The organism is Bacillus sp. FSL R5-0603 (assembly GCF_038050295.1).
In the GTDB taxonomy this organism is placed as follows: Bacteria; Bacillota; Bacilli; order Bacillales; family Bacillaceae; genus Bacillus; species Bacillus subtilis.
This window is the reverse complement of the sequence record NZ_JBBOYP010000001.1, coordinates 1,274,762-1,296,903: the sequence shown is the minus strand read 5'-3', so window position 1 is coordinate 1,296,903 and position 22,142 is coordinate 1,274,762. Positions and strand designations below refer to the sequence as shown.

Sequence of the window (22,142 nt, the reverse complement as noted above, 5' to 3'; positions counted from 1 at the left end):
AAGATGAGAATTTGATGAGAAACCGTCAGTCTTCATACACAATGTTAGCTACCTTTCCTGTGTAGGCATTGATTTTCACTGTCGCTTCCTTATCATCAGGAAGATCAACGTCCACTTCAAAGATGAGAGTGCCCTCACTTTCTTCGAGATCTGCGTCATCCGCTGTACCGCCCGTTTTTCGCTCTGCAATTGTTTTGGCTTCTTTTTTCGTAATCGGCGTTTTTTGTTGATCTTTGCTGCTGATGTGATCGGCAGACAAGACTGTTTTTGCCTGCATGTCTACCTTCACTTCGTATGTTTTTCCATCTTCTTTTTGTATGGTATAAGTGGCAACTCGACTTTGCCGTGTTTGTTTTTTGACCGTTCCCGGCACCCGCTCAAGCGCGAGATGCTCGGCTTCTTTTTCTGTCATGGCAGATGGATTCACTGCTTCTACTCTATTCATTGAAAGAATGTCAGCCGATATTGCGTCTGCTTTTACAAAGTAAGTTCCCTTTGGATTTTCAAGGGTTATATCATATGTTTTTTTATCCTTTGATTGTGTTGCTTTCGTGACCTTGCCTTCATAAGAGGCTTCGACTTTTTTTACGACAGTCTCCTTTGACAATACGTTCTCATGGTTTTGCCGAATGATGAGAAACGTACAGATGATGACAACTAAAATGGCTGCTGCAGCAAAAGATACTGTTTTTATTGTTTTAGTCATCGGCTTCCCCCATTCTGTTCGCTGAATTGCATGGTGACAGCTGTTCCTTGTCCCGGCTTGCTTTTGACAGACAGCTCAATGCCATGCTCATCAGCGATTTGCTTGGCAATGGAAAGACCTAAACCCGTTCCGCCTGTTTTTCTGTTTCGTGCCTCATCTGCCCGGTAGAACCGTTCGAACAAATGCGGGATATGCTCCTCAGGTATTCCAATGCCTTCATCCCTCACTGATAGAAACGGCCGTCGATTCCTCGTTCCGGCTGACATCTCAATAGGCTTTTCACTATACTTTATTGCATTATCAAGCAAAATGGTCAACAGCTGCTTGATGCGTTCTTCATCAGCCTTTACAAGCAGGCTCTCTTTATCTGTTTCAAGCAATATGTCACGCTGATAAACGGACTGGAGCGTTTGCATGACCGTGCGCGATACTTCAATCAGATCGATTGTTTTCAGATCGACCTCGAGTCCTTGATGGCTTTTGGCCAGCGCCAAAAGCTGATTGGTCAGTTTTTTCATATGCACCGCTTCTGAGTGAATGGCTTCTATCGACTCCTCAAGCACCTCCGGCTTTTTTGCCCCCCACCGCTTCATCAGGCTGCTGTAGCTTTCTATTATAGTGAGCGGGGTTTTCAATTCGTGTGAAGCATCTTGAACAAATTGCTGCTGTTTATCATAGTGATCCTTCAGCATCATTGCCATTTCATTAAATGTCAGCCCCATTTGATACAATTCATCGTTGGACTGTCCTTCTAAAGAAATCGTTTTAAATTCTTTGTCTCGCTGTATGTCTTTCATTGTGATCATTAATCGTCTGATCGGATTGATGATTCGGCGGGCTAGCAAGCTGCCTGCAAAAAAAGAAGCAATGCAGACAGCAGCACTTGCAGCGATTAAGATGATTTTCAACAGAAACAGACTCTCTTCTGTGTTCTCCAGTCTTTCAACCAGCTGAAGAGACACCACTTGTCCATCGGTCCAAATCACCGGAACAGCAGCCTCAGCAAACAGCTTGCCGTCATGTTTCCTCACATCTGCCGTTTCTCCGCTATGAAAAGAGAGAGGAAAATCTTTATAGGCTTTTTCTTTTGTGATCGTCATAACGGCTTTTTGATCACCATTCACTACACGCACCATGCCATTTGCCGGAAGATAGGCCTGCAGCATATCCTGCAAAGCCACTCCTTCTGTTTCAGCGGCACGCAGCGCTTCGACAATGTTATCCGTCTCATCAGCAAGCCGGGATGCATCCTTTGATGTCAGGGCAGACGAAAAAATGAGATATACTGCGGTATGAACCAAAATTAATAAAATCAACAGTGATATTGATGTGTACAGATGAATCTTGGTCTTCAGCTTCATCGTTTACCCCTTAATGGCATAGCCGACCCCGCGAATCGTATGGATCAGCTGTTTTTCGTAAGGATAGTCCAGTTTTTTTCTGATGTATCTTATGTAGACGTCCACGACATTTGTATCACCGATATAATCAAATCCCCATACCGAGCTTAGAATTTGCTCCCGTGTCAGCACTTGCTGCGGATGCTTTAGCATATAGACGAGCAGATCAAATTCCCGCGGCGTTAATTCCACCTCTTTGTCTCCGCGTCTCACTTCACGGGTTTTTTCGTTCACCCGCAAATCGTCATATGTAAGAAAGGTGCCGATATCTTCAGTTTTTGTTCCATTTTGCCGCAGCGCCGCCCTAATTCTCGCAAGCAATTCCTCGATTTCAAACGGCTTGGTGACATAGTCATTTGCACCGATGTCCAGACCTGTTACCTTATCAGGAATACTGTCTCGCGCCGTTAATAATATGACCGGTGTCTGCGGATCCGTTTTTCTCAAGCGGCGCAGCACTTCCAATCCGCTAAGCCCCGGAAGCATGACATCAAGAAGCACCAAGGAATACCCGCCTTCCGCTGCCGCATCCAGACCTTCTGTGCCATTGTGTTTGATGGTGACACTGTATCCTTCATATTCCAATTCAAGCTGAAGAACCCTGGCGATTTTTTCTTCATCTTCCACAATTAATATGTGTCCTTTTTCCAAATTTTATCATCCTCTCCCGTCCCTATATGAAAAAAATGATTTCGTTGTTTACAAAATGATTCTTATCATCTATTATGATGTCAAAATAAAAAATTGTATACGGAAAGCACTAGGGGTGCTGTTTTGGCTGAGATAAAGCGCGAAAGAAACGCGCTTTGATCCCTTATGACCCGATCTGGATAATACCAGCGTGGGGAAGTGCAGGTTGACCGAATGGTGTATTTTTTTGTGCGCTTAATCGATCTATGACTGCATATTCCCTTAGGATATGCAGTTTTTTATTTTACCAAAAAAACAGGAGGTCGGAGAAATGGAGCATATTTGCGGTACAAGCAGAATCGCCGGTTTTCGCTTCTCTTTATATCCGATGACGGATGATTTTATCAGTGTGATCAAGTCTGCGCTGAAAAAAACAGATACATCCAAGGTTTGGACGAAAACCGACCATATCAGTACGGTGTTACGCGGATCGATTGATCATGTATTCGATGCTGCAAAAGCCATTTACCTTCATGCAGCAAACAGCGAACAACACATCGTCATGAACGGCACGTTTTCCATTGGATGCCCGGGTGACACACAGGGGGATACATATCTTTCCGAAGGTGATAAGCGTGTCAATGATGATGTTGTCCGAGGCTTGAAGGCGGAAGCGCCGTGCCAATTTGCCCTTTATCCAATGAACGAGCCGGATTATATGGGATTGATTATGAAGGCTGTCGACATTGCAAAAGCCCTAGGCACTTTCGTACAGGGTGTCCATTACGCGAGCGAGCTTGACGGGGATGCGCATGACGTATTCAGCACATTGGAAGCCGTTTTCCGCATGGCTGAGCAGCAAACAAACCACATCACCATGACTGTGAATCTTTCGGCTAACAGTCCATCAAGAAAAAACAGAAAGCAGGGATAACATGAAAAGCTGGAAAGTAAAAGAAATTGTCATCATGTCCGTTATCAGTATCGTATTTGCCGTTGTTTATTTATTATTTACACATTTCGGAAACGTGCTTGCAGGTATGTTTGGGCCAATCGCCTATGAACCGATTTACGGCATTTGGTTTATCGTTTCTGTGATCGCCGCGTACATGATTCAAAAACCGGGTGCGGCGCTCGTTTCTGAAATCATTGCCGCTCTCGTTGAGTGCCTACTGGGAAATCCGTCTGGCCCGATGGTCATCGTCATTGGCATTGTTCAAGGGCTCGGGGCTGAGGCTGTATTTCTTGCAACACGCTGGAAAGCATACTCTCTCCCTGTCCTTATGCTGGCCGGTATGGGGTCTTCAGTAGCCAGCTTTATCTATGATCTCTTTGTTTCTGGCTATGCAGCCTATTCACCAGGTTATCTGCTCATTATGCTTGTGATCCGCCTCATTTCCGGCGCGCTTTTGGCGGGGCTTCTCGGAAAAGCTGTCAGCGACTCTCTCGCTTATACAGGTGTGTTAAACGGAATGGCACTCGGAAAGGAACTGAAAAAGAAACGGAAGCGGGCGTCAGAACATGCAAGCCTTTGATGAGCTTCTGACGGTTGAGCAGCTCAGCTTCTCTTATGAAGAAGACGAGAAACCGGTTTTTCAAGACATTTCGTTTGAGCTTCAAAAAGGAGAATGTGTTTTATTATTAGGACCGAGCGGATGCGGTAAAAGCTCGCTCGCCCTTTGTTTAAACGGACTATATCCGGAGGCTTGCGACGGCATTCAGTCCGGACATGTCTTTCTATTTCAACAGCCGGTCACAGATGCTGAAACCTCCGAAACGATTGCTCAGCATGCCGGGGTCGTTTTTCAGGATCCTGATCAGCAGTTCTGCATGCTGACGGTGGAGGACGAAATAGCGTTCGGGCTGGAAAATCTGCAAATTCCAAAAGAAGAAATGACAGAGAAAATCAACGCCGTATTAGAAAAATTACGCATTACCCATTTAAAAGAAAAAATGATCTCAACCCTTTCAGGAGGACAAAAGCAGAAAGTGGCTCTCGCCTGTATTTTGGCGATGGAGCCTGAGCTTATTATTTTAGATGAGCCGACCTCTCTTTTAGACCCTTTCTCAGCGCGGGAGTTCGTTCATCTGATGAAGGATCTTCAGCGGGAAAAAGGTTTCAGCCTCCTCGTCATTGAGCACCAGCTTGATGAATGGGCGCCTTGGATTGAGAGAACGATCGTGCTCGACAAATCAGGCAAAAAGGCGCTGGATGGCCTGACGAAAAATCTATTTCAGCATGAAGCGGAGACACTAAAGAAATTGGGCATCGCCATTCCAAAGGTCTGTCATCTGCAGGAAAAGCTGAGTATGCCGTTTACTTTATCAAAAGAGATGCTGTTCAAAGAGCCTATTCCTGCCGGGCATGTCAAAAAGAAGAAAGCCCCTTCTGGGGAGAGTGTGCTTGAAGTCAGCAGCCTTTCGTTCGCGAGAGGACAGCAGGCGATTTTCAAAGACATCAGCTTTTCGTTGCGCGAAGGCTCTTTAACGGCGCTTGTCGGTCCGAACGGAACTGGAAAATCGACGCTCCTATCAGTTCTGGCCCGTCTCATGAAACCGCAAAGCGGCAAAATCCTTCTCTATGATCAGCCGCTGCAGAAATATAAAGAAAAAGAATTGCGTAAACGGATGGGATTTGTTTTTCAAAACCCTGAGCATCAATTCGTCACCGATACGGTGTATGACGAGCTTCTGTTCGGCCAGAAAGCAAATGCTGAAACTGAGAAAAAAGCGCAACACCTGCTGCAGCGTTTTGGTCTTGCGCATTTGGCTGATCATCATCCGTTTGCGATCAGCCAAGGGCAAAAACGGCGACTGAGCGTTGCTACTATGCTCATGCATGACGTAAAGGTTTTATTATTAGACGAACCAACCTTTGGCCAGGACGCCCGCACAGCGGCTGAATGCATGGAAATGATTCAGCGTATCAAGGCAGAGGGAACCGCTGTCCTTATGATTACACACGATATGGAGCTAGTCTCTTCGTATGCTGACAGCGTGCTTGTGCTTCACGATACGGGCCTGACCTTTGACGGATCTCCAGAGCAGTTGTTTTCTCAAGAAACAGGGCTTGTCCAAAAAGCAAAGCTCACCCTTCCCCTTCTATATGAATGGATGGCATATCAAGAGGAGGTGCGTGATGAAGCAGCCGTTACATCTCATTAATCCGACTGTGAAAGCGGCGGCGGTTTTTTGTTGTGTCGTCATGCTGTCGTTTATTTACAACCCTTACACTCCGGCATGTTTTTATATCATCATCGTTGCGGGCGTTTTACTGGCGGCCGGAATCCCATTGAAAAAATGGTTGTTGTTTACGATTCCGTTTTTGATTTTAGCATTCGGATGCGTGTGGACAGCCGCAGTTTTTGGAAAGGTGCCGACAACACCGGATAATTTTTTGTTTCAAGCAGGCCCTATCTCAATTAACAGCGATAATGTGTCTGTCGGCATCTCTCTCGGGTTTCGTATTTTATGCTTTTCCGCCTTATCGATGATGTTTGTTTTTACAACCGATCCGATTTTATTTATGCTGAGCCTTGTCCAGCAGTGCAGGCTCTCACCAAAGCTCGCGTACGGTGTCATTGCAGGCTTTCGCTTTCTTCCGCTGTTAAAGGATGAGGTCCAGCTGATTCAGCAGGCCCATAAAATCAGAGGAGGAGCGGCGGAGAGCGGCTTCATTAATAAGATCAGTGCGTTAAAACGATATACCATACCGCTATTGGCAAGCGCCATCAGAAAAGCGGAACGGACAGCGCTTGCGATGGAATCGAAAGGATTTACAGGAAGCAGAAACCGGACATACTACAGGACATTGAGCGTGAACCGGCGCGACTGGGTGTTCTTTTGCCTCGTCCTCTTATTATTCGCGGGATCCTTTCTCGTATCTTTATGTTTCGCATCATAAAAAATCCGCTATCACAGATAGCGGATTTTTTTATTGATGATAGTTTAATGCTTGGGCAAGGTTGGTTTTAATGGTAATATTCGAAAAGTCAATCCCCAGCTGTACAGCAGTTTGCGCAATTTCAGGCCTGATTCCTGACAGGGTTGACCGGACACCGATCAGATTAAGCGCCTCAATCAATTTAAAGATCTGGTGCGCCACCATCGTATCCACCACAACAACACCTGACAGATCGATTAACAGATGCTCCACACGTCTTTTCGCACAAGCTTGAAGCGTGTTTTCCAGAATAAACTTCGCCCGTTCGGTATCAATGTCACCGACAAGCGGCAGCAGAGCTGTTGATTTGCTCAGGGTAATGACAGGTGAGCTTAATTCCAATATCATTTCTCTTTGGGCGTTTAATTGCTGCTTGGCATTCATTTCAGCGTGATCAACGAATGTATAAATGGTGAAATCAAATACTTTTACAATCAAATCTGCCCATTTTTGCTTCTCTCCCGGTTCAAACGCTGATTCATTTTCTTCTGCGAACTTCTCAAAATACTTCGTATATAATCTCCTGTTTCTCATAAACTCCCGAATGACATACTGAACCGGTGTGTCGAGATGTTTTTGATCGTTGGTCAGCTCAATGACCCACTCTTGAAACTCTTCGAGAAATTGTTTTTCCGGTAAAACATACATGTAATTCAGATGCCGGTAAAATTCTCTGTCCTGCTCTTTCAATTCTTCCGTTACTGTTGCATTATGTAGGGCGTAAAGCGAATTCGGATCACTTTCCTCCATCGTTTCAATCCATTCCTCGGCCATTTGTTCCACATGCTCTGAAAAAAATGCATATAATTTTTCATTCAGTTTCATGACACTGCTCCTTTCCCCAACACTATTATAACTTGACTTACAGTTGAATCCCAGTCATACACGCCGAAGCCATCCAATATTTTGAAGATTACTAATTCTTTGGTGTGTATCCTATTTTTTCAAAATGCTTCAAATGGCTCTGTCCGAGCGCTTGTTTTTTTCATATAATATGAGGCAACACCCTTGAATCCACTTGAAAGCATAAAAAAGGAGGGCTTTTTTATGAATGGTGAAATCCGCTTGATCCCGTATGTGACGAATGAGCAGATCATGGATGTAAACGAGCTTCCTGAGGGCATTAAAGTGATTAAGGCGCCAGAAATGTGGGCAAAAGGGGTAAAAGGCAAAAATATTAAAGTTGCTGTATTAGACACGGGCTGCGACACAAGCCACCCTGATTTAAAAAATCAAATCATCGGCGGAAAGAACTTCACGGATGACGACGGCGGCAAGGAAGATGCGATTTCCGACTACAACGGACACGGCACACACGTCGCCGGAACAATTGCAGCTAATGATTCAAACGGAGGCATTGCCGGAGTCGCGCCAGAGGCAAGCCTATTGATTGTGAAGGTTCTTGGCGGCGAGAATGGCAGCGGACAATACGAATGGATAATTAACGGCATCAACTACGCGGTGGAACAGAAAGTCGACATCATCTCAATGTCCCTTGGAGGGCCAAGCGATGTGCCAGAGCTGGAAGAAGCAGTGAAAAACGCAGTGAAAAACGGAGTGCTTGTCGTTTGTGCAGCGGGAAATGAAGGTGACGGCGACGAACGCACAGAAGAGCTTTCCTACCCCGCAGCTTATAATGAAGTGATTGCAGTTGGATCTGTTTCTGTAGCGCGAGAATTATCAGAATTTTCTAACGCGAATAAAGAGATTGACCTTGTGGCACCAGGAGAAAACATCTTATCCACCCTTCCCAACAAGAAGTACGGTAAGCTGACCGGCACTTCAATGGCTGCCCCTCATGTCAGCGGTGCGCTTGCTTTAATCAAAAGCTATGAAGAAGAATCATTTCAAAGAAAGCTTTCTGAATCTGAGGTTTTCGCACAGCTAATCCGCAGGACACTTCCTCTTGATATTGCAAAAACGCTGGCAGGCAATGGATTCCTATATTTAACAGCTCCTGATGAACTCGCAGAAAAAGCAGAGCAATCACATTTGTTGACCCTATAAAATTATTTTTCTTATATAATATACACCAAATCATATAAATAAAAATTTCAAATTCTATGTTGACAATGAATTTGAATTACTGTTAAGATTACCAACAAATGATTCAACTTTTCAAAAAATTAATAACATTTTCTCTTATCGAGAGTTGGGCGAGGGATTGGCCTTTTGACCCCAACAGCAACCGACCGTAATACCATTGTGAAATGGGGCGCACTGCTTTTCGCGCCGAGACTGATGTCTCATAAGGCACGGTGCTAATTCCATCAGATTGTGTCTGAGAGATGAGAGAGGCAGTGTTTTACGCAGAAAAGCCTCTTTCTCTCATGGGAAAGAGGCTTTTTGTTGTGAGAAAACCTCTTAGCAGCCTGTATCCGCGGGTTAAAGAGAGTGTTTTACATATAAAGGAGGAGAAACAATGACAACCATCAAAACATCGAATTTAGGATTTCCGAGAATCGGACTGAACCGGGAATGGAAAAAAGCACTTGAAGCGTATTGGAAAGGCAGTACTGATAAAGATACGTTTTTGAAGCAAATCGACGAACTATTTTTATCCGCAGTAAAAACACAAATTGACCAGCAGATTGATGTTGTGCCTGTTTCTGATTTCACACAGTATGACCATGTACTCGACACAGCAGTCAGCTTCAACTGGATCCCGAAACGTTTCAGACATTTGACTGACGCTACCGATACATACTTCGCTATCGCCCGCGGAATCAAAGACGCCGTATCTAGTGAAATGACAAAATGGTTTAATACAAATTACCATTACATCGTTCCGGAATATGACGAGAGCATTGAGTTCCGTCTGACAAGAAACAAACAGCTCGAAGATTATCGCCGGATCAAACAGGAATACGGTGTGGAAACAAAGCCTGTGATTGTCGGCCCTTATACGTTCGTTACGCTTGCTAAAGGCTATGAACCGTCTGAAGCAAAAGCGATCCAAAAACGCCTTGTGCCATTATATGTACAGCTTTTGAAAGAGCTTGAAGAAGAAGGCCTAAAATGGGTTCAAATCGATGAGCCGGCGCTCGTTACCGCCTCTAGTGAAGATGTCCGCGGTGCAAAAGAATTATTTGAAAGCATTACAAGTGAGCTTTCATCCTTGAATGTGCTTTTGCAGACGTATTTTGATTCTGTTGATGCTTATGAAGAGCTGATCTCTTACCCGGTTCAGGGAATTGGCCTTGATTTCGTTCACGACAAAGGCAAAAACCTGGAACAGCTTAAAACACATGGCTTTCCGACAGACAAAGTGCTGGCAGCCGGCGTTATCGACGGACGCAACATTTGGAAAGCGGACCTTGAAGAGCGTCTCGATGCCGTTCTTGATATTCTCAGCATTGCAAAAGTTGATGAACTGTGGATTCAGCCTTCCAGCAGCCTGCTGCATGTTCCAGTAGCGAAACACCCTGATGAGCATTTGGAAAAAGACCTATTGAACGGATTATCCTACGCAAAAGAGAAGCTGGCCGAGCTGACAGCTTTGAAAGAAGGCTTAGTATCAGGAAAAGCGGCGATCAGCGAAGAGATTCAGCAGGCTAAAGCTGATATCCAGGCGCTTAAACAGTTTGCAACAGGCGCCAATTCTGAACAAAAGAAAGAGCTTGAGCAATTAACTGATAAAGACTTCAAGCGCCCGATTCCGTTTGAAGAACGTTTAGCCCTGCAAAATGAATCTCTCGGCCTTCCGCTTTTGCCGACGACAACGATCGGCAGCTTCCCGCAGTCTGCTGAAGTGCGGAGCGCACGCCAAAAATGGCGGAAAGCTGAGTGGTCCGATGAACAGTATCAAAACTTTATCAATGCGGAAACAAAAAGATGGATTGATATTCAGGAAGAATTGGAGCTTGATGTCCTTGTTCACGGCGAATTTGAACGGACAGACATGGTCGAATACTTCGGTGAAAAGCTGGCCGGTTTCGCCTTCACTAAATATGCCTGGGTTCAATCATACGGCTCACGCTGTGTCCGCCCGCCAGTCATTTACGGAGATGTTGAATTTATTGAACCGATGACAGTGAAAGACACAGTCTACGCACAGTCATTGACTTCCAAGCATGTGAAAGGAATGCTGACGGGCCCGGTTACAATCTTAAACTGGTCTTTCCCTCGAAACGACATCTCGAGGAAAGAAATCGCCTTCCAGATCGGGCTTGCCCTTCGCAAAGAAGTTAAAGCGCTTGAAGACGCAGGCATTCAAATCATTCAAGTCGATGAACCAGCGCTGCGTGAAGGCCTTCCATTGAAAACCCGCGATTGGGATGAGTATTTGACTTGGGCGGCAGAAGCATTCAGATTAACCACTTCTTCCGTAAAAAACGAGACACAAATTCATACACATATGTGCTACAGCAACTTCGAAGATATCGTTGATACGATCAATGATCTTGATGCCGATGTGATTACAATCGAACATAGCAGAAGCCACGGAGGATTTTTAGATTACTTAAAAAACCACCCGTATTTGAAAGGGCTTGGCCTTGGTGTATATGACATTCACAGCCCTCGTGTGCCGTCAACTGAAGAAATGTACAATATTATCGTTGATGCGCTTGCCGTCTGTCCGACTGACCGCTTCTGGGTAAATCCAGACTGCGGATTGAAAACAAGACAGCAGGAAGAAACGGTTGCAGCATTGAAAAACATGGTTGAAGCTGCAAAACAGGCAAGAGCACAGCAGACACAGCTAGTATAATTTGAAAAAACCATCTGCATTTGGCAGATGGTTTTTTTCTATAATACAGCCACAATAGTTTCTTATTTTAGCAAATCCCCCAATTACTTTGTTTATTTTGCACTTTTTTAAGAATGTTCTTTGCATTTTTTTCGGCTATACTAATAACACTCTATTGACAGGAGGGATTGGGATGAATCATGAAACGTTCTTAAAACGGGCTGTCACTCTCGCATGTGAAGGAGTGAATGCAGGAATCGGCGGGCCTTTTGGAGCCGTTATCGTAAAAGACGGAGCCATTATTGCAGAGGGACAGAACAACGTCACAACAAGCAATGATCCGACTGCCCACGCGGAAGTCACAGCTATTCGGAAAGCCTGTAAGGTGCTAGGAGCATACCAGCTTGATGACTGCATTTTATATACGAGCTGTGAACCATGCCCAATGTGCTTGGGCGCCATCTACTGGGCCCGGCCTAAAGCCGTTTTCTATGCAGCTGAGCACACAGACGCTGCCGAAGCTGGGTTTGATGATTCATTCATTTATAAAGAAATTGATAAACCTGCTGAAGAAAGAACGATCCCCTTTTATCAAGTGACTCTTATGGAGCATTTATCCCCGTTTCAAGCATGGCGGAACTTCGCCAATAAGAAAAAATATTAAAAGGATCAGGCATGTGCGGCCTGGTCCTTGTTATTTCTCCAAGTAGCCGCTATGCCCTGTGCAAATACAAAACAGCAATCATGCGCGCCGGAATTCAGCTTGGCAGACACCGAGCCAGCCGCCCCCTTCATCTGTAACTTTTGCAGGCTTTAAACGCTGTGATCGCTTCTCTGACGTTTTATCAATAATCTGTGCCCACTCCTACCCCGTTCCGCGTCAATTCATAATGGATATAAGTCTGAATCCATTTATAAGAAATGTCTCAGACCTCGAAAAGATCACACCCGCTCCGACACCAAAAAACATCCTGAGAATCCTCAGGATGCCGGTCATTATTTTAATTCTAGTTTTACATCAACATTTCCTCTGGTTGCCTTTGAGTAAGGACAGAATTCATGAGCGGCGTTGACAAGCTCTTGTGCCTTTTCCCGATCTAAATCTTTCGTGTTCACAACAAGTGTGACACCGATTTTAAAGCCGCCGTCGCTCTCATCCTTCATGAGGCTGACCTGCCCTTCAATCTCCGAATCAATTTCGATATTCTGCTCTTTGGCTACGTGTTCGAGCGCGCCGCCGAAGCATGCAGCATACCCTGCCGCAAAGAGCTGTTCCGGATTTGTGCCGGTTTGTCCTTCTTTTTTGGCATTTGGCATGACAATATCAAAATCAAGAACACCGTCATCTGATGTAATATGTCCTGCCCGTCCGCCTCGCGCGGTTACTTTTGCTGTAAATAGTGCCATATTTCCCAACCTCCTTATTTGTATCTAGTTGTTATATTTCCCTTTCTGATCTTTTTAAACATGCTAAGTTTGCCGAGAATAGGAAAAGTGAGGTTTTTCAGATACAATAGAATCGAATGACAAAAAAGAGTTGGTGAACAAAATGGAAAATAAATTTGATCATATGAAATTGGAGAATCAGCTTTGTTTTTTGCTATATGCGAGTTCGCGGGAAATGACAAAGCAATACAAGCCGCTGCTTGATAAGCTGAATATAACATACCCTCAATATTTGGCTTTGCTCTTGTTATGGGAACATGAAACGCTTACTGTCAAAAAAATGGGCGAACAGCTGTATTTAGATTCAGGAACGCTCACTCCGATGCTTAAACGAATGGAACAACAGGGTTTGATTACGAGAAAAAGATCTGAAGAGGATGAGCGGTCCGTGTTGATCAGCCTGACAGAGGACGGAGCGTTATTAAAAGAAAAAGCGGTTGACATTCCAGAGACAATTCTGGGGCTCTCAAAGCAGTCTGGGGAGGATCTCAAACAGTTAAAATCCGCTCTATATACATTGCTGGAAACACTTCATCAAAAAAATTGAGGATGCCTTGTACAGGCATCCTCTTTTTATTTATTCAGCAACTTCAAGTGTCACATCAATATTTCCGGAGGTTGCTTTTGAGTACGGGCAGACGCCGTGCGCTTTTTTCACAAGCGCCTCCAATTCTGATGCACTGACTCCTTCTCCTTTTACTTGCAGCGTCACACCCAGCTTATAGCCCTGGTCCGCTTCATCCTTTAACAGGCTAACATTCGCTGTAACCTCTGTCTCTACTTTTACCCGTTCTGTTCTTGCGACAAGCTGCAGGGCGCTGTCAAAGCAAGCTGCATAACCTGCTGCAAACAGCTGCTCTGGATTTGTCGCTTTTTCTAATTTCTTGGCTCTCGGTGTCCCCGGCATTGCGACATCAAGCTCAAGAACGCGGTCTGATGAAATGACCTTTCCTTCTCTTCCTCCTTCCGCTGAAACAGTTGCTGTAAATAATGGCTGACTCATTTTTCATTCCCCCAATATATTTTATACAATTAAATTGTACACAATTAAATTTGAAATGTCAATTTTTCGCGTATAAAAAAGCTTATCTCTTAATGAGATAAGCTTTTTCATTGAACATTGCCCTGCTATTCACGGATTTGCCCAGTTCCTTTAATGATGTATTTTGTAGAAGTCAGTGCAGGAAGCCCCATCGGTCCTCTTGCATGAAGCTTTTGCGTGCTGATGCCGATTTCGGCTCCGTAGCCGAATTCAAAGCCGTCGGTAAAGCGGGTTGACGCGTTATGATAGACAGCAGCAGCATCGACAGCCGTTTGAAAATATGCCGCGTTTTTGTCATTTTCAGTTAAAATCGCTTCCGAATGATTGGTGCCGTATTGTTGGATATGCTTCACAGCTTCTTGGACGTTTTCAACTGTCTTTACGCTGAGGACAGGCGCTAAAAATTCGGTTTCCCAATCTTCTTTTGATGCTTGTTTGCTTGAAGGATGGAGTTCACATACCAATTCATCACCGCGAATTTCAACTCCTGCGTTTTCCAGCTGGTCCAGTAATTCTTTCCCGTGCTGTCTTGCCCAAGCCTTGTGAATCAGCAATGATTCAATCGCGTTGCATACGGAAGGGCGCTGCGTTTTGGCATTTACGACAACCTTTTCTGCCATTTGCGGTTTGGCTGTTTCGTCAATGAATATGTGGCAGTTTCCTGCTCCCGTTTCTAATACAGGAACTGTTGATTCTCTCACAACGAGATCAATCAGTTTCTTGCCTCCGCGCGGAATCAATACGTCTAAGCCATCATTTAACGTAAAGAGCTCTTTTGCTGTCTCTCTGCTCGTATCCTCAATCAGCTGCACAGCGTGAATCGGAAGCGCTGATTGCTCAAGTGCTCTGTGAATGACACTGACGAGCGCTTTGTTGCTGTGGATGGCTGAGGAGCTTCCCCGCAGCACAACCGCGTTCCCTGTCTTCAGGCAAAGGGTAGCCGCATCAACTGTGACGTTTGGCCTCGCCTCATAAATCATTCCTACGACACCGAGCGGCACACGGATTTTTTCAATAAACAGGCCGTTTTCTTTTTCAATCGTTTCAAGAGAGTCGCCGATTGGGTCCGCTAAGTCGATTAAGAGCTCCACCGCGTCCGCGATATCGCGTATCCGTTTCTCATCCAATGTGAGACGGTCAATGATGTCCGGTGTTAAACCATTCTCTTTTCCTTTTTCAACGTCTTTTGCATTCTCCGCCAAGAGAAAATCAAGTTCTTTGCGGAGTCCGTTTGCAATGAGGCTGAGCGCCTCATCCTTCTCGGCTGTTGTTTTCATGATCATTTCGGCTGCTGCTTCTTTCGCCAGCTTCGCTTTTACAGAAACTTCACTCATTTTTCCGCCTCCTAGTCGTTTACATTGACCCAGTCATTCCTATGAATAACCTCAAACGTTTTCTCAAAATCAAGTTCGTCACTGCGTTTGCCTTTGGCCTCCATAATCTCCTCAGAGGAGTAATGGGTTTGGCCTTTGCCGATCACGCCGCCCGGTCCCCTGACTTCCACAACCGCCCCTTTCGGAAAGCTTCCGTTCACACCCACAACGCCAGCGGGCAAAAGGCTGCTTCCATTATGGATCATCGCCTCCTCGGCACCCGCATCAATGATAATTTCTCCCGATATCGGCGAGTGGAACTGAATCCACTGCCTTGTGTTGTTAACCGAAGATAGTTCTTTGTCTCCGATATAAGTGCCGTCTCCCCTGCCGTCCAAAATATTCGCAAGTTTTTGCTCTCCGCTGCCTGTTCCAATGAATACTTTCACTCCCAGAGACAGCGCGGTTTGTGCGGCTAACAGCTTTGATTTCATTCCGCCGGTGCCGACTTTTGATCCAGCTGAACCTGCATATCCAAGCAATTCAGGCGTGATCTCTGGCAAATAATCAAATCGTTTCGCCTCAGGATTTTCATTTGGATTGGCATCATACAGTCCGTTAATGTCGGTGAGAATCATGAGCTGGTCCGCGTGAATCAATCCGCTGACTAACGCAGAAAGCATATCATTATCTCCGAATGTCAATTCTTCAACAGATGTAGAATCGTTCTCGTTGATAATCGGAATGACGCCGCGTTCCAATAATTCCATTATCGTTGCATACGCGTTTCGGTACCGTTCTCTTTTCGAAAAATCATTTCTCGTTAAAAGGATTTGTCCCGGAGTCAGTGAATATTGTTTAAATTGATTCATATATTGCTGCATTAACAGTGTTTGTCCGACCGCGGCCGCCGCCTGTTTTCCTTTGATGGTAACGGGACGGGATGGATAACCCAGGCTGGAAAACCCCGCCGCTACGGCACCCGAGGTAATCAGAATCATTTCATGCCCCGCTTTTTTTAACACGGAAATCGCCTGAACATGCTCTCTGATTTTTGCCTCATCAATGCTTCCTTTGCTATTCGTGAGCGAACTGCTTCCTATTTTCACTACTATTCTTTGTTTTTTCATTTATTCTCCTCCGCGGCTCTTCTACAATAAAAAAACCCATTTCATCCTGATTCATAAGGACGAAATGGGTTTCCGTGGTACCACCTTGATTGAACGCGCTTGTGCACGCTCCGCTCTCCTGTAACGCCAGGTTATGCGCCTAGGTTTTCCCCCTAGGACTCCAAGGCAGGTTCGGCAGGTTTCATGCGGCAAAATGTTTCAGCGATTCATTTTGCTCTCTGTCACAGAAAGGTCTGCTTACTAATCCTCTTCAACGCTCAATGATTTTTTTATATTATGCAAAGAAAAAAGACACTTGTCAAGGTTTTTTGTCATCAAAAATAGCCCGCATTGCGCGGGCCTCTTGCAGTCTAGTTAAAGACGATTGTTTTATTTTCATGAACGATGACACGGTCTTCCAAATGCCATTTCACAGCACGGGCAAGCACGCTGCGCTCAATTGTTCTTCCGATGTTTTTCAGCGCTTCCGCATTATCGCGGTGGTCCACACGCTCAATATCCTGTTCAATGATCGGCCCTTCATCAAGATCGTTTGTCACATAATGAGATGTCGCACCGATCAGTTTCACGCCGCGCTCGTAGGCCCGTTTGTACGGATTCGCACCGATAAAAGCTGGCAGGAATGAATGGTGGATATTGATGATGCGATTCGGATGAGCCGAAACAAAATCAGGAGTTAGAATCTGCATATAGCGTGCGAGCACGATGACATCAACATCGTACTGCTCCAGCAGTTCAAGCTGCTTCTTTTCGACTTCCGCTCTGATGTCTTTGTTCGCTTTCATATAGTGGAATGGAATGTTCAGGCGCTCAACCAGCTCTCTCGCTTCCTCATGGTTACTGATGACAACAGCGATCTCCGCCATCAGGTTGCCGGTTTGCCATTCCCAAATCAGCTCATGCAGGCAGTGGAGCTCCTTTGAAACGAAAATGGCGACACGCTTCAGTTCGCTCGCCAAAGTTAAGCTCCATGTCATGTCGAATTTTTCCGCAACAGAGGCAAACGCTGCCTGAAGTGATGATTTTTTCTCACGAATGCCTGCGCAGTCGAATTCGATTCTCAGGAAGAACCGGCCGCCTTCAGGGTCTGTCGTATATTGATTTGATTCTATAATATTGGCACCGTGTTCAAATAAAAACGCGGAAACTGCAGAGACGATACCAGGCTGATCGGGGCAGCTGACCAAGAGCCGCCCTTTATCCTCATTTCCGTCACGGTATTCGTCCAACCGCTGAGTCATATATGATTTCATGAATAATCCCTCTTATCTTTGTAAGTCTAAACTATTTATCCATTATACTGAAGATTTGATAAAAATCAATTTATGACAGAATTTTTAAACCAACTGCTGAGCATAAAATCAACGCGATAAAGAAGATCCGTTTGGCGTCTTTCTGCTCCTTGTAAAAGAGGATGCCGATAAGCGCCCCGCCGGCGGTGCCAATTCCTGTCCAGACCGCGTAAGCCGTTCCCATCGGAATGGTTTCCATTGCGTACGACAGCAAGGAAAATGAAGCGGCAAAACCAACAATGATCAACAGCACCCATTTCACGCTTTTTTCTTTCGCATATTGATTCATAAGGGCCACGCCGGCCATTTCTAAACAGCCCGCGCACAATAAACTGATCCAGTGCAGCATTATGCCTCGCCTCCTTTTTCCTCTGTCTCATCCTGTGTCACAAGCTTCAACCCGATTACACCGATTAAGAGCACGCCAATTAACAATAGCTTCGGCCATCCAACCGGTTCATGAAAAAGAACGATTTCACTAAGTACTGTTCCCGCTGTGCCGAGCCCGGTAAAGACGGCATACACGGTACCAACAGGCAGACTGTGAGTCGCCTTCATTAGAAGGTAAAAGCTGAATATGATGCCGATGGCAGTGCCGCTCCATGTTAAGACTGAGTCAGCGTGCTTTAAGCCTATCACCCAAACAACCTCGAAAACAGCGGCAAGCACGACCAATCCCCATTTCATTTTGAGTCATTCCTTTCTATCTATTAGGATTCTCCGAAAACAAAAAAACCCCGGACAGTCGTCTCACATGAGATTGACTCTCCCGGGCTTTTTTCCCTCCGTGTGCATACGCGCTTCTATTTACGCGTATGTGTTTTCTCTCGGACCAGTCCATGTCAATTGACATGCGGAACCCTAGAAAACTTTACATGATATCATGATACTAAACTCAGCTCTATCTTTCAATTGTAAGATTTTCTTTCATATACCGCGATCGGTTTATTCCATTTTCTGATCGTTTTGCTGTAATGCATGCCGATTTTCTCCGCTACCCGTATGGACGCTTTGTTACCCGGATCAATCAAAGCCGTCATTTTGCCGAACTGCCGCTCGTTAAAGCCATAGTCCAGACAGGCCCGAGCCGCTTCTTGCGCATAGCCGTTCCCCCAGTGGCGGCGGGCAAACATATAGCCAATTTCCATTACGGTTTGATTTTCAATCTGCTGGGGAACGATGCCGCATTGCCCCAAAAACTCCCCTGTCCGCTTATCTTCGGCGATCCACAGACTAACGCCGTACCCTTTTTCATTTCGTTGGTTCCAATTGACCCACTCGCGGGTTTTCCTCTTATCTTTTAAACCGGAATAATATGTCATGACGTCAGGATCATTAAAAAGCAGCCCAAACAAAGTGGCTTGATCCCGATCTTCCATACAGCGCAAACGAATTCGATCAGTCACAAGCTTCGTTTTAGCGTTCATACTTCGCCACATCCTGCTTCCATTCTTTTTTGAGAGCTTCAATATGTGCCTGATGATAGCGGTTATGATCTGCCATATGCCAAATTCCCCATCGTATCGTCGCGGTGTCACCTTCGAAGGAAAGCGGCTGGTTCAAAGCATTTTCAGTTAAAGTGAAGCATACCGATTTCAACTCCTCTACTACATGCTGATGTCTTTTCAGGAGTTCATCTAAGTCTGGCTGATTCACCGGTTCAGGCAGCCGTCCGCTTTCATCTGTCATCGGGCCGTATGCCTGTTCAATATGGTCCGGTATCCGATTTTCCTTGATACGCCAGACCCATCTGATATCAACATTTGTGATATGGTGCAAAAGCTGAGCCGTGCTGTTTTTTGTTTGGCAGCGCCCCTTATAGTAAAGTTCACTGTGTGTCATATGGCTTACGATGGAAGCCAGACGGAGACTGTTTTCTTCCACTGCGGAATACAGCAAACTGACCGTTGGCGCCATGTCGTTTCTTATGGATAAGTCCTTCATGTTCAGTTCCCCTCCTAACTAGGTACATTTGACACCAAACAAAAATTCCCTTTAAAAAAGAAAAAAGCTCTCATTACAAGAGAGAGCCATCTTAATTGTTATTTCCCGGTTTATATAAGTAAGGATCATGCTGCGGATCATTAGCGGTATTTAAATCAAGGGATATATCACCGCGTGCATTCATCGTGCCAAGGGTAATCGAAGACAGCAGTTTGGGGCTGTACCCTTTTTCCTCAAGCTTCTCAAACAGCCAGGATCGGTTTTTTTGGAGATATTTCAAATTATGATCAAGGATTTCGCCATCCAGTATGAGCGGAATCGGGATAAAATTTCGTTCAGCTTCCATATTCAAATCCCGCACCTGCACCGCTCTCGCTTCCTCTTTCGGGATGACGCTTACTTCTCCCGTTTCTTCAATGATAGCAAGATCAATGTCAGCCGGGTCGGCATAGCCCTTTTCCCTCAGCTTTCCGAGCAGCTCATTAACAGTCAGCCTTTCTTTACGAAGGCCGCGTTCATCAATATCCCCGTTTCGGATTAGGACAGTCGGGCTCACGACCAGGAGCCATCTCCATTTATTAGATAAAGAGAGCTTGCTCATGATAAGATAAAGCACCAAAAAAGCACCCGCATAATAAATTGACATCGGCAGCTTGGATGTAAGGATCGGCTCACTGATAATGGTTCCGATTGCGAAGGTCAAAAGCAGATCAAAATTGTTCATTTGTGACACAGCTTTTTTACCGGCAAGCCGAAATAAAATATATGCAATCGAAAATACGATAACTGGCTTCAGTAAAAATACCCATACCATCCATAACACCAATCTTTACCTCCATCCGCTGGTCATATTGAGCCTATTGTGCCCCGTGGCAGGCCCTCTATGCATCAGTGTCTAAATAGGCGAACGTGCACATCGCCTGAACATAACATAATAGAAAGTGACACCGATTGGAGGCGCAATACGCAATATGAAAAATCAGAAGTCGAATACCCTTTGGCCCTTTGATCTGCCATCGGCTCCCCAACCCGCGGGCTACCAGCAGCAAACAATCGACAGGCTGGCCGGTTTGGAGCTAAGGATGGAGCAACTAATTAGAGCGATTGAGGTAAACAATGAATTGCTGAGAACAATGCAAGAACAGCAAAACCGTGTATGCACAAATGGCGGCGGCGGGTCAGTGATTGTCCGGATGTAGAAACCGGCGCTTGTCTACCTTCTTATATCTCAATAAAAAACTCTTCTCTAAAAAGGAGAAGAGTTTCATGTATGTGTTCAAACGGACTGCGCCAAACTTAATTGCGGGCCGAATAGCTCGTAATGGATTGACTCCGGCGCTGATCCGAGCTCTGATACAAGCTTATGCATTGCCGTAATAAACGACGGTGAACCGCAAATGTAGTAATCCGCATCTGTGTTGGCAATCAGTTCTTTGAGGAATTGCTGATCAATCTGTCCTTCATGAAAATGCAGATCACCTGAACGGTCTTCCTCTGTCGGCTCGCGATACACAAATGCTGTTTTAACAGCAGAATGTTTTGCTGCTTCTTCTACCTCATGGCGCAATGCATGATATTCACTGTTTTTCGCCGCATGAATGAACAGAATTTGCCGTTCAGGCTGTTTGGAAACAGATGTTTTCAGCATGCTGATCATTGGTGTAATGCCAACTCCGGCACTGATCAAAACAAGATCTTTTTGTGATGCATGATCTAAAACAAAGTCCCCTGCCGGTGCGCTGATCTCTATTGAATCTCCCTCTTGCAGCCCATCGTGTAAGTAGGAAGACACGACACCATCTTTCTTCACTGAAATTCGATAATAGTCTTTTCCCGGCATATCAGACAGGCTGTACTGGCGGATATGCGTATATTCAGAATCAGGAATCCGCACTTTGATGCTGATATATTGCCCTGCTTGGAATTCAGGTAACGGCTTGCCGTCTTCCGGTTTCAAATAGAAGGATGTAATTTCTTTGCTTTCCCGCTCTTTTTTTGCGATAACGAATGGCTTATACTCCTTCCAGCCGCCGGCTTGCTCTTCAGCCTTTTCATACATGTCTTTTTCAATTCCGATGAACGCTTCAGCAATGACTCCGTACGCTTTTTCCCATGCCTGCATAATGTCAGGGGTTGCAGCGTCTCCCAATACATCTTTAATGGCAATCAGCAAATATTTACCGACGATTGGGTAGTGCTCAGGCTTAATTCCGATACTGCGGTGCTTGTGGCCGATTTGTTTGACAACCGGAATGATGTTTCCTAATTGGTCAATGTTTGCCGCAGCGGCAATAACGGCATTTGCCAGTGCAGTTCGCTGTGTTTTTTTCTTTTGGTTTGTTTGATTAAAAATGTTCAAAAGCTCTGGATGGTCTTGAAACATCCGATCGTAAAAACGGCCAGTGATTGTTTCTCCATGCTGTTTCAATACGGGTACAGTGCTTTTAATAATTTCGATTGTTTTGTTATCTAACATTGTATAAACAATCCTTTCGAAAAGATGTATTTAAAATATATCTTTAAAATACATGATCTTACGAATAAAAGATATATCTAAAATGAATCTTTAATAAAATTGTCACAAAATTATCAATTTAACATGACAT

Annotated in this window: 24 protein-coding genes, 3 riboswitches and 1 other annotated feature; of the genes, 9 read left to right on the top strand and 15 right to left on the bottom strand. The window is 45.1% G+C overall.

Translation table 11 applies throughout. From position 1 onward, the window contains the following. Positions 1–25 precede the first annotated feature (25 nt). Genes NYE56_RS06740 through ykoG form a run of 3 tightly spaced genes read right to left on the bottom strand, consistent with a single transcriptional unit; the run spans position 26 to position 2,757 of the window. The gene (locus NYE56_RS06740) at positions 26–706 is read right to left on the bottom strand and encodes a PepSY domain-containing protein (protein WP_268554742.1); all 681 of its coding nucleotides are present in this window, start codon (positions 704–706) and stop codon (positions 26–28) included. Further along, positions 703–2,067 (bottom strand): two-component system sensor histidine kinase YkoH, encoded by a 1,365-nt coding sequence (gene ykoH / locus NYE56_RS06735; protein WP_268554743.1) that lies wholly within the window; start codon positions 2,065–2,067, stop codon positions 703–705. Before ykoH ends, NYE56_RS06740 begins: the two co-directional genes overlap by 4 nt. 3 nt (positions 2,068–2,070) lie before the next feature. Continuing rightward, a complete protein-coding gene (ykoG, locus tag NYE56_RS06730) occupies positions 2,071–2,757 on the bottom strand; it encodes a two-component system response regulator YkoG (protein ID WP_038428855.1) in 687 nt (228 codons plus the stop codon). A gap of 101 nt (positions 2,758–2,858) precedes the next feature. Beyond that, positions 2,859–2,971, top strand: a riboswitch (TPP riboswitch). Positions 2,972–3,067: 96 nt separating this feature from the next. Between ykoG and thiU the strand changes: the two genes are divergently transcribed. Genes thiU through thiX form a run of 4 tightly spaced genes read left to right on the top strand, consistent with a single transcriptional unit; the run spans position 3,068 to position 6,640 of the window. Continuing rightward, positions 3,068–3,670 (top strand): HMP/thiamine ABC transporter substrate-binding protein ThiU, encoded by a 603-nt coding sequence (gene thiU, locus NYE56_RS06725; protein ID WP_268554744.1) that lies wholly within the window; start codon positions 3,068–3,070, stop codon positions 3,668–3,670. A 1-nt stretch (position 3,671) separates the two neighbouring features. After that, positions 3,672–4,271 carry an ECF transporter S component gene (locus NYE56_RS06720; protein WP_029946399.1) on the top strand — a complete coding sequence of 200 codons (600 nt, stop codon included), beginning with the start codon at positions 3,672–3,674 and terminating at the stop codon, positions 4,269–4,271. Next, a complete protein-coding gene (locus NYE56_RS06715) occupies positions 4,258–5,901 on the top strand; it encodes an ABC transporter ATP-binding protein (protein WP_268554745.1) in 1,644 nt (547 codons plus the stop codon). The genes NYE56_RS06720 and NYE56_RS06715 overlap by 14 nt, the downstream gene beginning before the upstream one ends. Further along, positions 5,876–6,640: an HMP/thiamine ABC transporter permease ThiX gene (thiX, locus tag NYE56_RS06710; RefSeq protein ID WP_123373466.1), complete on the top strand. Its 765-nt coding sequence runs from the start codon at positions 5,876–5,878 to the stop codon at positions 6,638–6,640. The genes NYE56_RS06715 and thiX overlap by 26 nt, the downstream gene beginning before the upstream one ends. 30 nt (positions 6,641–6,670) lie before the next feature. On the opposite strand, the gene rsbRB is transcribed toward thiX, so the two are convergent. Next, complete coding sequence (rsbRB, locus tag NYE56_RS06705; RefSeq protein WP_003232560.1) at positions 6,671–7,504, bottom strand: RsbT co-antagonist RsbRB; 834 nt, start codon at positions 7,502–7,504, stop codon at positions 6,671–6,673. A 222-nt stretch (positions 7,505–7,726) separates the two neighbouring features. On the opposite strand from rsbRB, the gene isp reads away from it, so the two are divergent. The 3 genes from isp to guaD all read left to right on the top strand — a co-directional run bounded on the left by isp (position 7,727) and on the right by guaD (position 12,033). Continuing rightward, positions 7,727–8,686, top strand: coding sequence for a serine protease Isp (gene isp / locus NYE56_RS06700; RefSeq protein ID WP_014479598.1), 960 nt, complete (start codon positions 7,727–7,729; stop codon positions 8,684–8,686). 132 nt (positions 8,687–8,818) lie between these two features. After that, positions 8,819–8,974, top strand: a riboswitch (SAM riboswitch). Positions 8,975–9,101: 127 nt separating this feature from the next. Then, the gene (gene metE / locus NYE56_RS06695) at positions 9,102–11,390 is read left to right on the top strand and encodes a 5-methyltetrahydropteroyltriglutamate--homocysteine S-methyltransferase (protein ID WP_341283643.1); all 2,289 of its coding nucleotides are present in this window, start codon (positions 9,102–9,104) and stop codon (positions 11,388–11,390) included. 172 nt (positions 11,391–11,562) lie between these two features. Then, complete coding sequence (gene guaD, locus NYE56_RS06690; RefSeq protein ID WP_341283642.1) at positions 11,563–12,033, top strand: guanine deaminase; 471 nt, start codon at positions 11,563–11,565, stop codon at positions 12,031–12,033. A 332-nt stretch (positions 12,034–12,365) separates the two neighbouring features. On the opposite strand, the gene NYE56_RS06680 is transcribed toward guaD, so the two are convergent. Next, positions 12,366–12,776 (bottom strand): organic hydroperoxide resistance protein, encoded by a 411-nt coding sequence (locus tag NYE56_RS06680; protein ID WP_003232570.1) that lies wholly within the window; start codon positions 12,774–12,776, stop codon positions 12,366–12,368. A gap of 142 nt (positions 12,777–12,918) precedes the next feature. On the opposite strand from NYE56_RS06680, the gene ohrR reads away from it, so the two are divergent. Beyond that, on the top strand, positions 12,919–13,362 hold the full coding sequence (gene ohrR, locus NYE56_RS06675; RefSeq protein WP_014476587.1) for an organic hydroperoxide resistance transcriptional regulator OhrR: 444 nt from the start codon (positions 12,919–12,921) through the stop codon (positions 13,360–13,362). A gap of 30 nt (positions 13,363–13,392) precedes the next feature. Here the strand turns inward: ohrR and NYE56_RS06670 are convergent, their stop codons facing one another. From NYE56_RS06670 to NYE56_RS06630, 9 genes are all read right to left on the bottom strand, one after another. Continuing rightward, positions 13,393–13,818, bottom strand: coding sequence for an organic hydroperoxide resistance protein (locus NYE56_RS06670; protein WP_341283641.1), 426 nt, complete (start codon positions 13,816–13,818; stop codon positions 13,393–13,395). A 125-nt stretch (positions 13,819–13,943) separates the two neighbouring features. Beyond that, on the bottom strand, positions 13,944–15,191 hold the full coding sequence (proA, locus tag NYE56_RS06665; RefSeq protein ID WP_120028019.1) for a glutamate-5-semialdehyde dehydrogenase: 1,248 nt from the start codon (positions 15,189–15,191) through the stop codon (positions 13,944–13,946). Between the two features lie 11 nt (positions 15,192–15,202). Next, positions 15,203–16,300, bottom strand: coding sequence for a glutamate 5-kinase (gene proB / locus NYE56_RS06660; RefSeq protein ID WP_216999376.1), 1,098 nt, complete (start codon positions 16,298–16,300; stop codon positions 15,203–15,205). A gap of 52 nt (positions 16,301–16,352) precedes the next feature. Further along, positions 16,353–16,563: a binding site (T-box leader), on the bottom strand. A gap of 87 nt (positions 16,564–16,650) precedes the next feature. After that, the gene (purU, locus tag NYE56_RS06655) at positions 16,651–17,553 is read right to left on the bottom strand and encodes a formyltetrahydrofolate deformylase (RefSeq protein ID WP_003245802.1); all 903 of its coding nucleotides are present in this window, start codon (positions 17,551–17,553) and stop codon (positions 16,651–16,653) included. A 70-nt stretch (positions 17,554–17,623) separates the two neighbouring features. Next, positions 17,624–17,941 (bottom strand): multidrug efflux SMR transporter subunit YkkD, encoded by a 318-nt coding sequence (ykkD, locus tag NYE56_RS06650; protein WP_015252242.1) that lies wholly within the window; start codon positions 17,939–17,941, stop codon positions 17,624–17,626. Next, positions 17,941–18,279: a multidrug efflux SMR transporter subunit YkkC gene (gene ykkC / locus NYE56_RS06645; RefSeq protein WP_339202524.1), complete on the bottom strand. Its 339-nt coding sequence runs from the start codon at positions 18,277–18,279 to the stop codon at positions 17,941–17,943. The genes ykkD and ykkC overlap by 1 nt, the downstream gene beginning before the upstream one ends. Before the next feature lie 77 nt (positions 18,280–18,356). Further along, positions 18,357–18,468: riboswitch (guanidine-I (ykkC/yxkD leader) on the bottom strand. 32 nt (positions 18,469–18,500) lie between these two features. Beyond that, positions 18,501–19,019 (bottom strand): GNAT family N-acetyltransferase, encoded by a 519-nt coding sequence (locus NYE56_RS06640; protein WP_341283640.1) that lies wholly within the window; start codon positions 19,017–19,019, stop codon positions 18,501–18,503. Beyond that, positions 19,009–19,536, bottom strand: coding sequence for a DinB family protein (locus NYE56_RS06635; protein WP_049139777.1), 528 nt, complete (start codon positions 19,534–19,536; stop codon positions 19,009–19,011). The genes NYE56_RS06640 and NYE56_RS06635 overlap by 11 nt, the downstream gene beginning before the upstream one ends. Before the next feature lie 91 nt (positions 19,537–19,627). Next, positions 19,628–20,359: a DUF421 domain-containing protein gene (locus NYE56_RS06630; protein WP_069704136.1), complete on the bottom strand. Its 732-nt coding sequence runs from the start codon at positions 20,357–20,359 to the stop codon at positions 19,628–19,630. A 148-nt stretch (positions 20,360–20,507) separates the two neighbouring features. On the opposite strand from NYE56_RS06630, the gene NYE56_RS06625 reads away from it, so the two are divergent. After that, positions 20,508–20,735 (top strand): hypothetical protein, encoded by a 228-nt coding sequence (locus tag NYE56_RS06625; RefSeq protein WP_335449192.1) that lies wholly within the window; start codon positions 20,508–20,510, stop codon positions 20,733–20,735. 77 nt (positions 20,736–20,812) lie between these two features. Here NYE56_RS06625 and hmpA read toward each other — a convergent pair whose 3' ends face one another. Further along, positions 20,813–22,024: an NO-inducible flavohemoprotein gene (gene hmpA / locus NYE56_RS06620; protein WP_341284387.1), complete on the bottom strand. Its 1,212-nt coding sequence runs from the start codon at positions 22,022–22,024 to the stop codon at positions 20,813–20,815. Positions 22,025–22,142 lie beyond the last annotated feature (118 nt).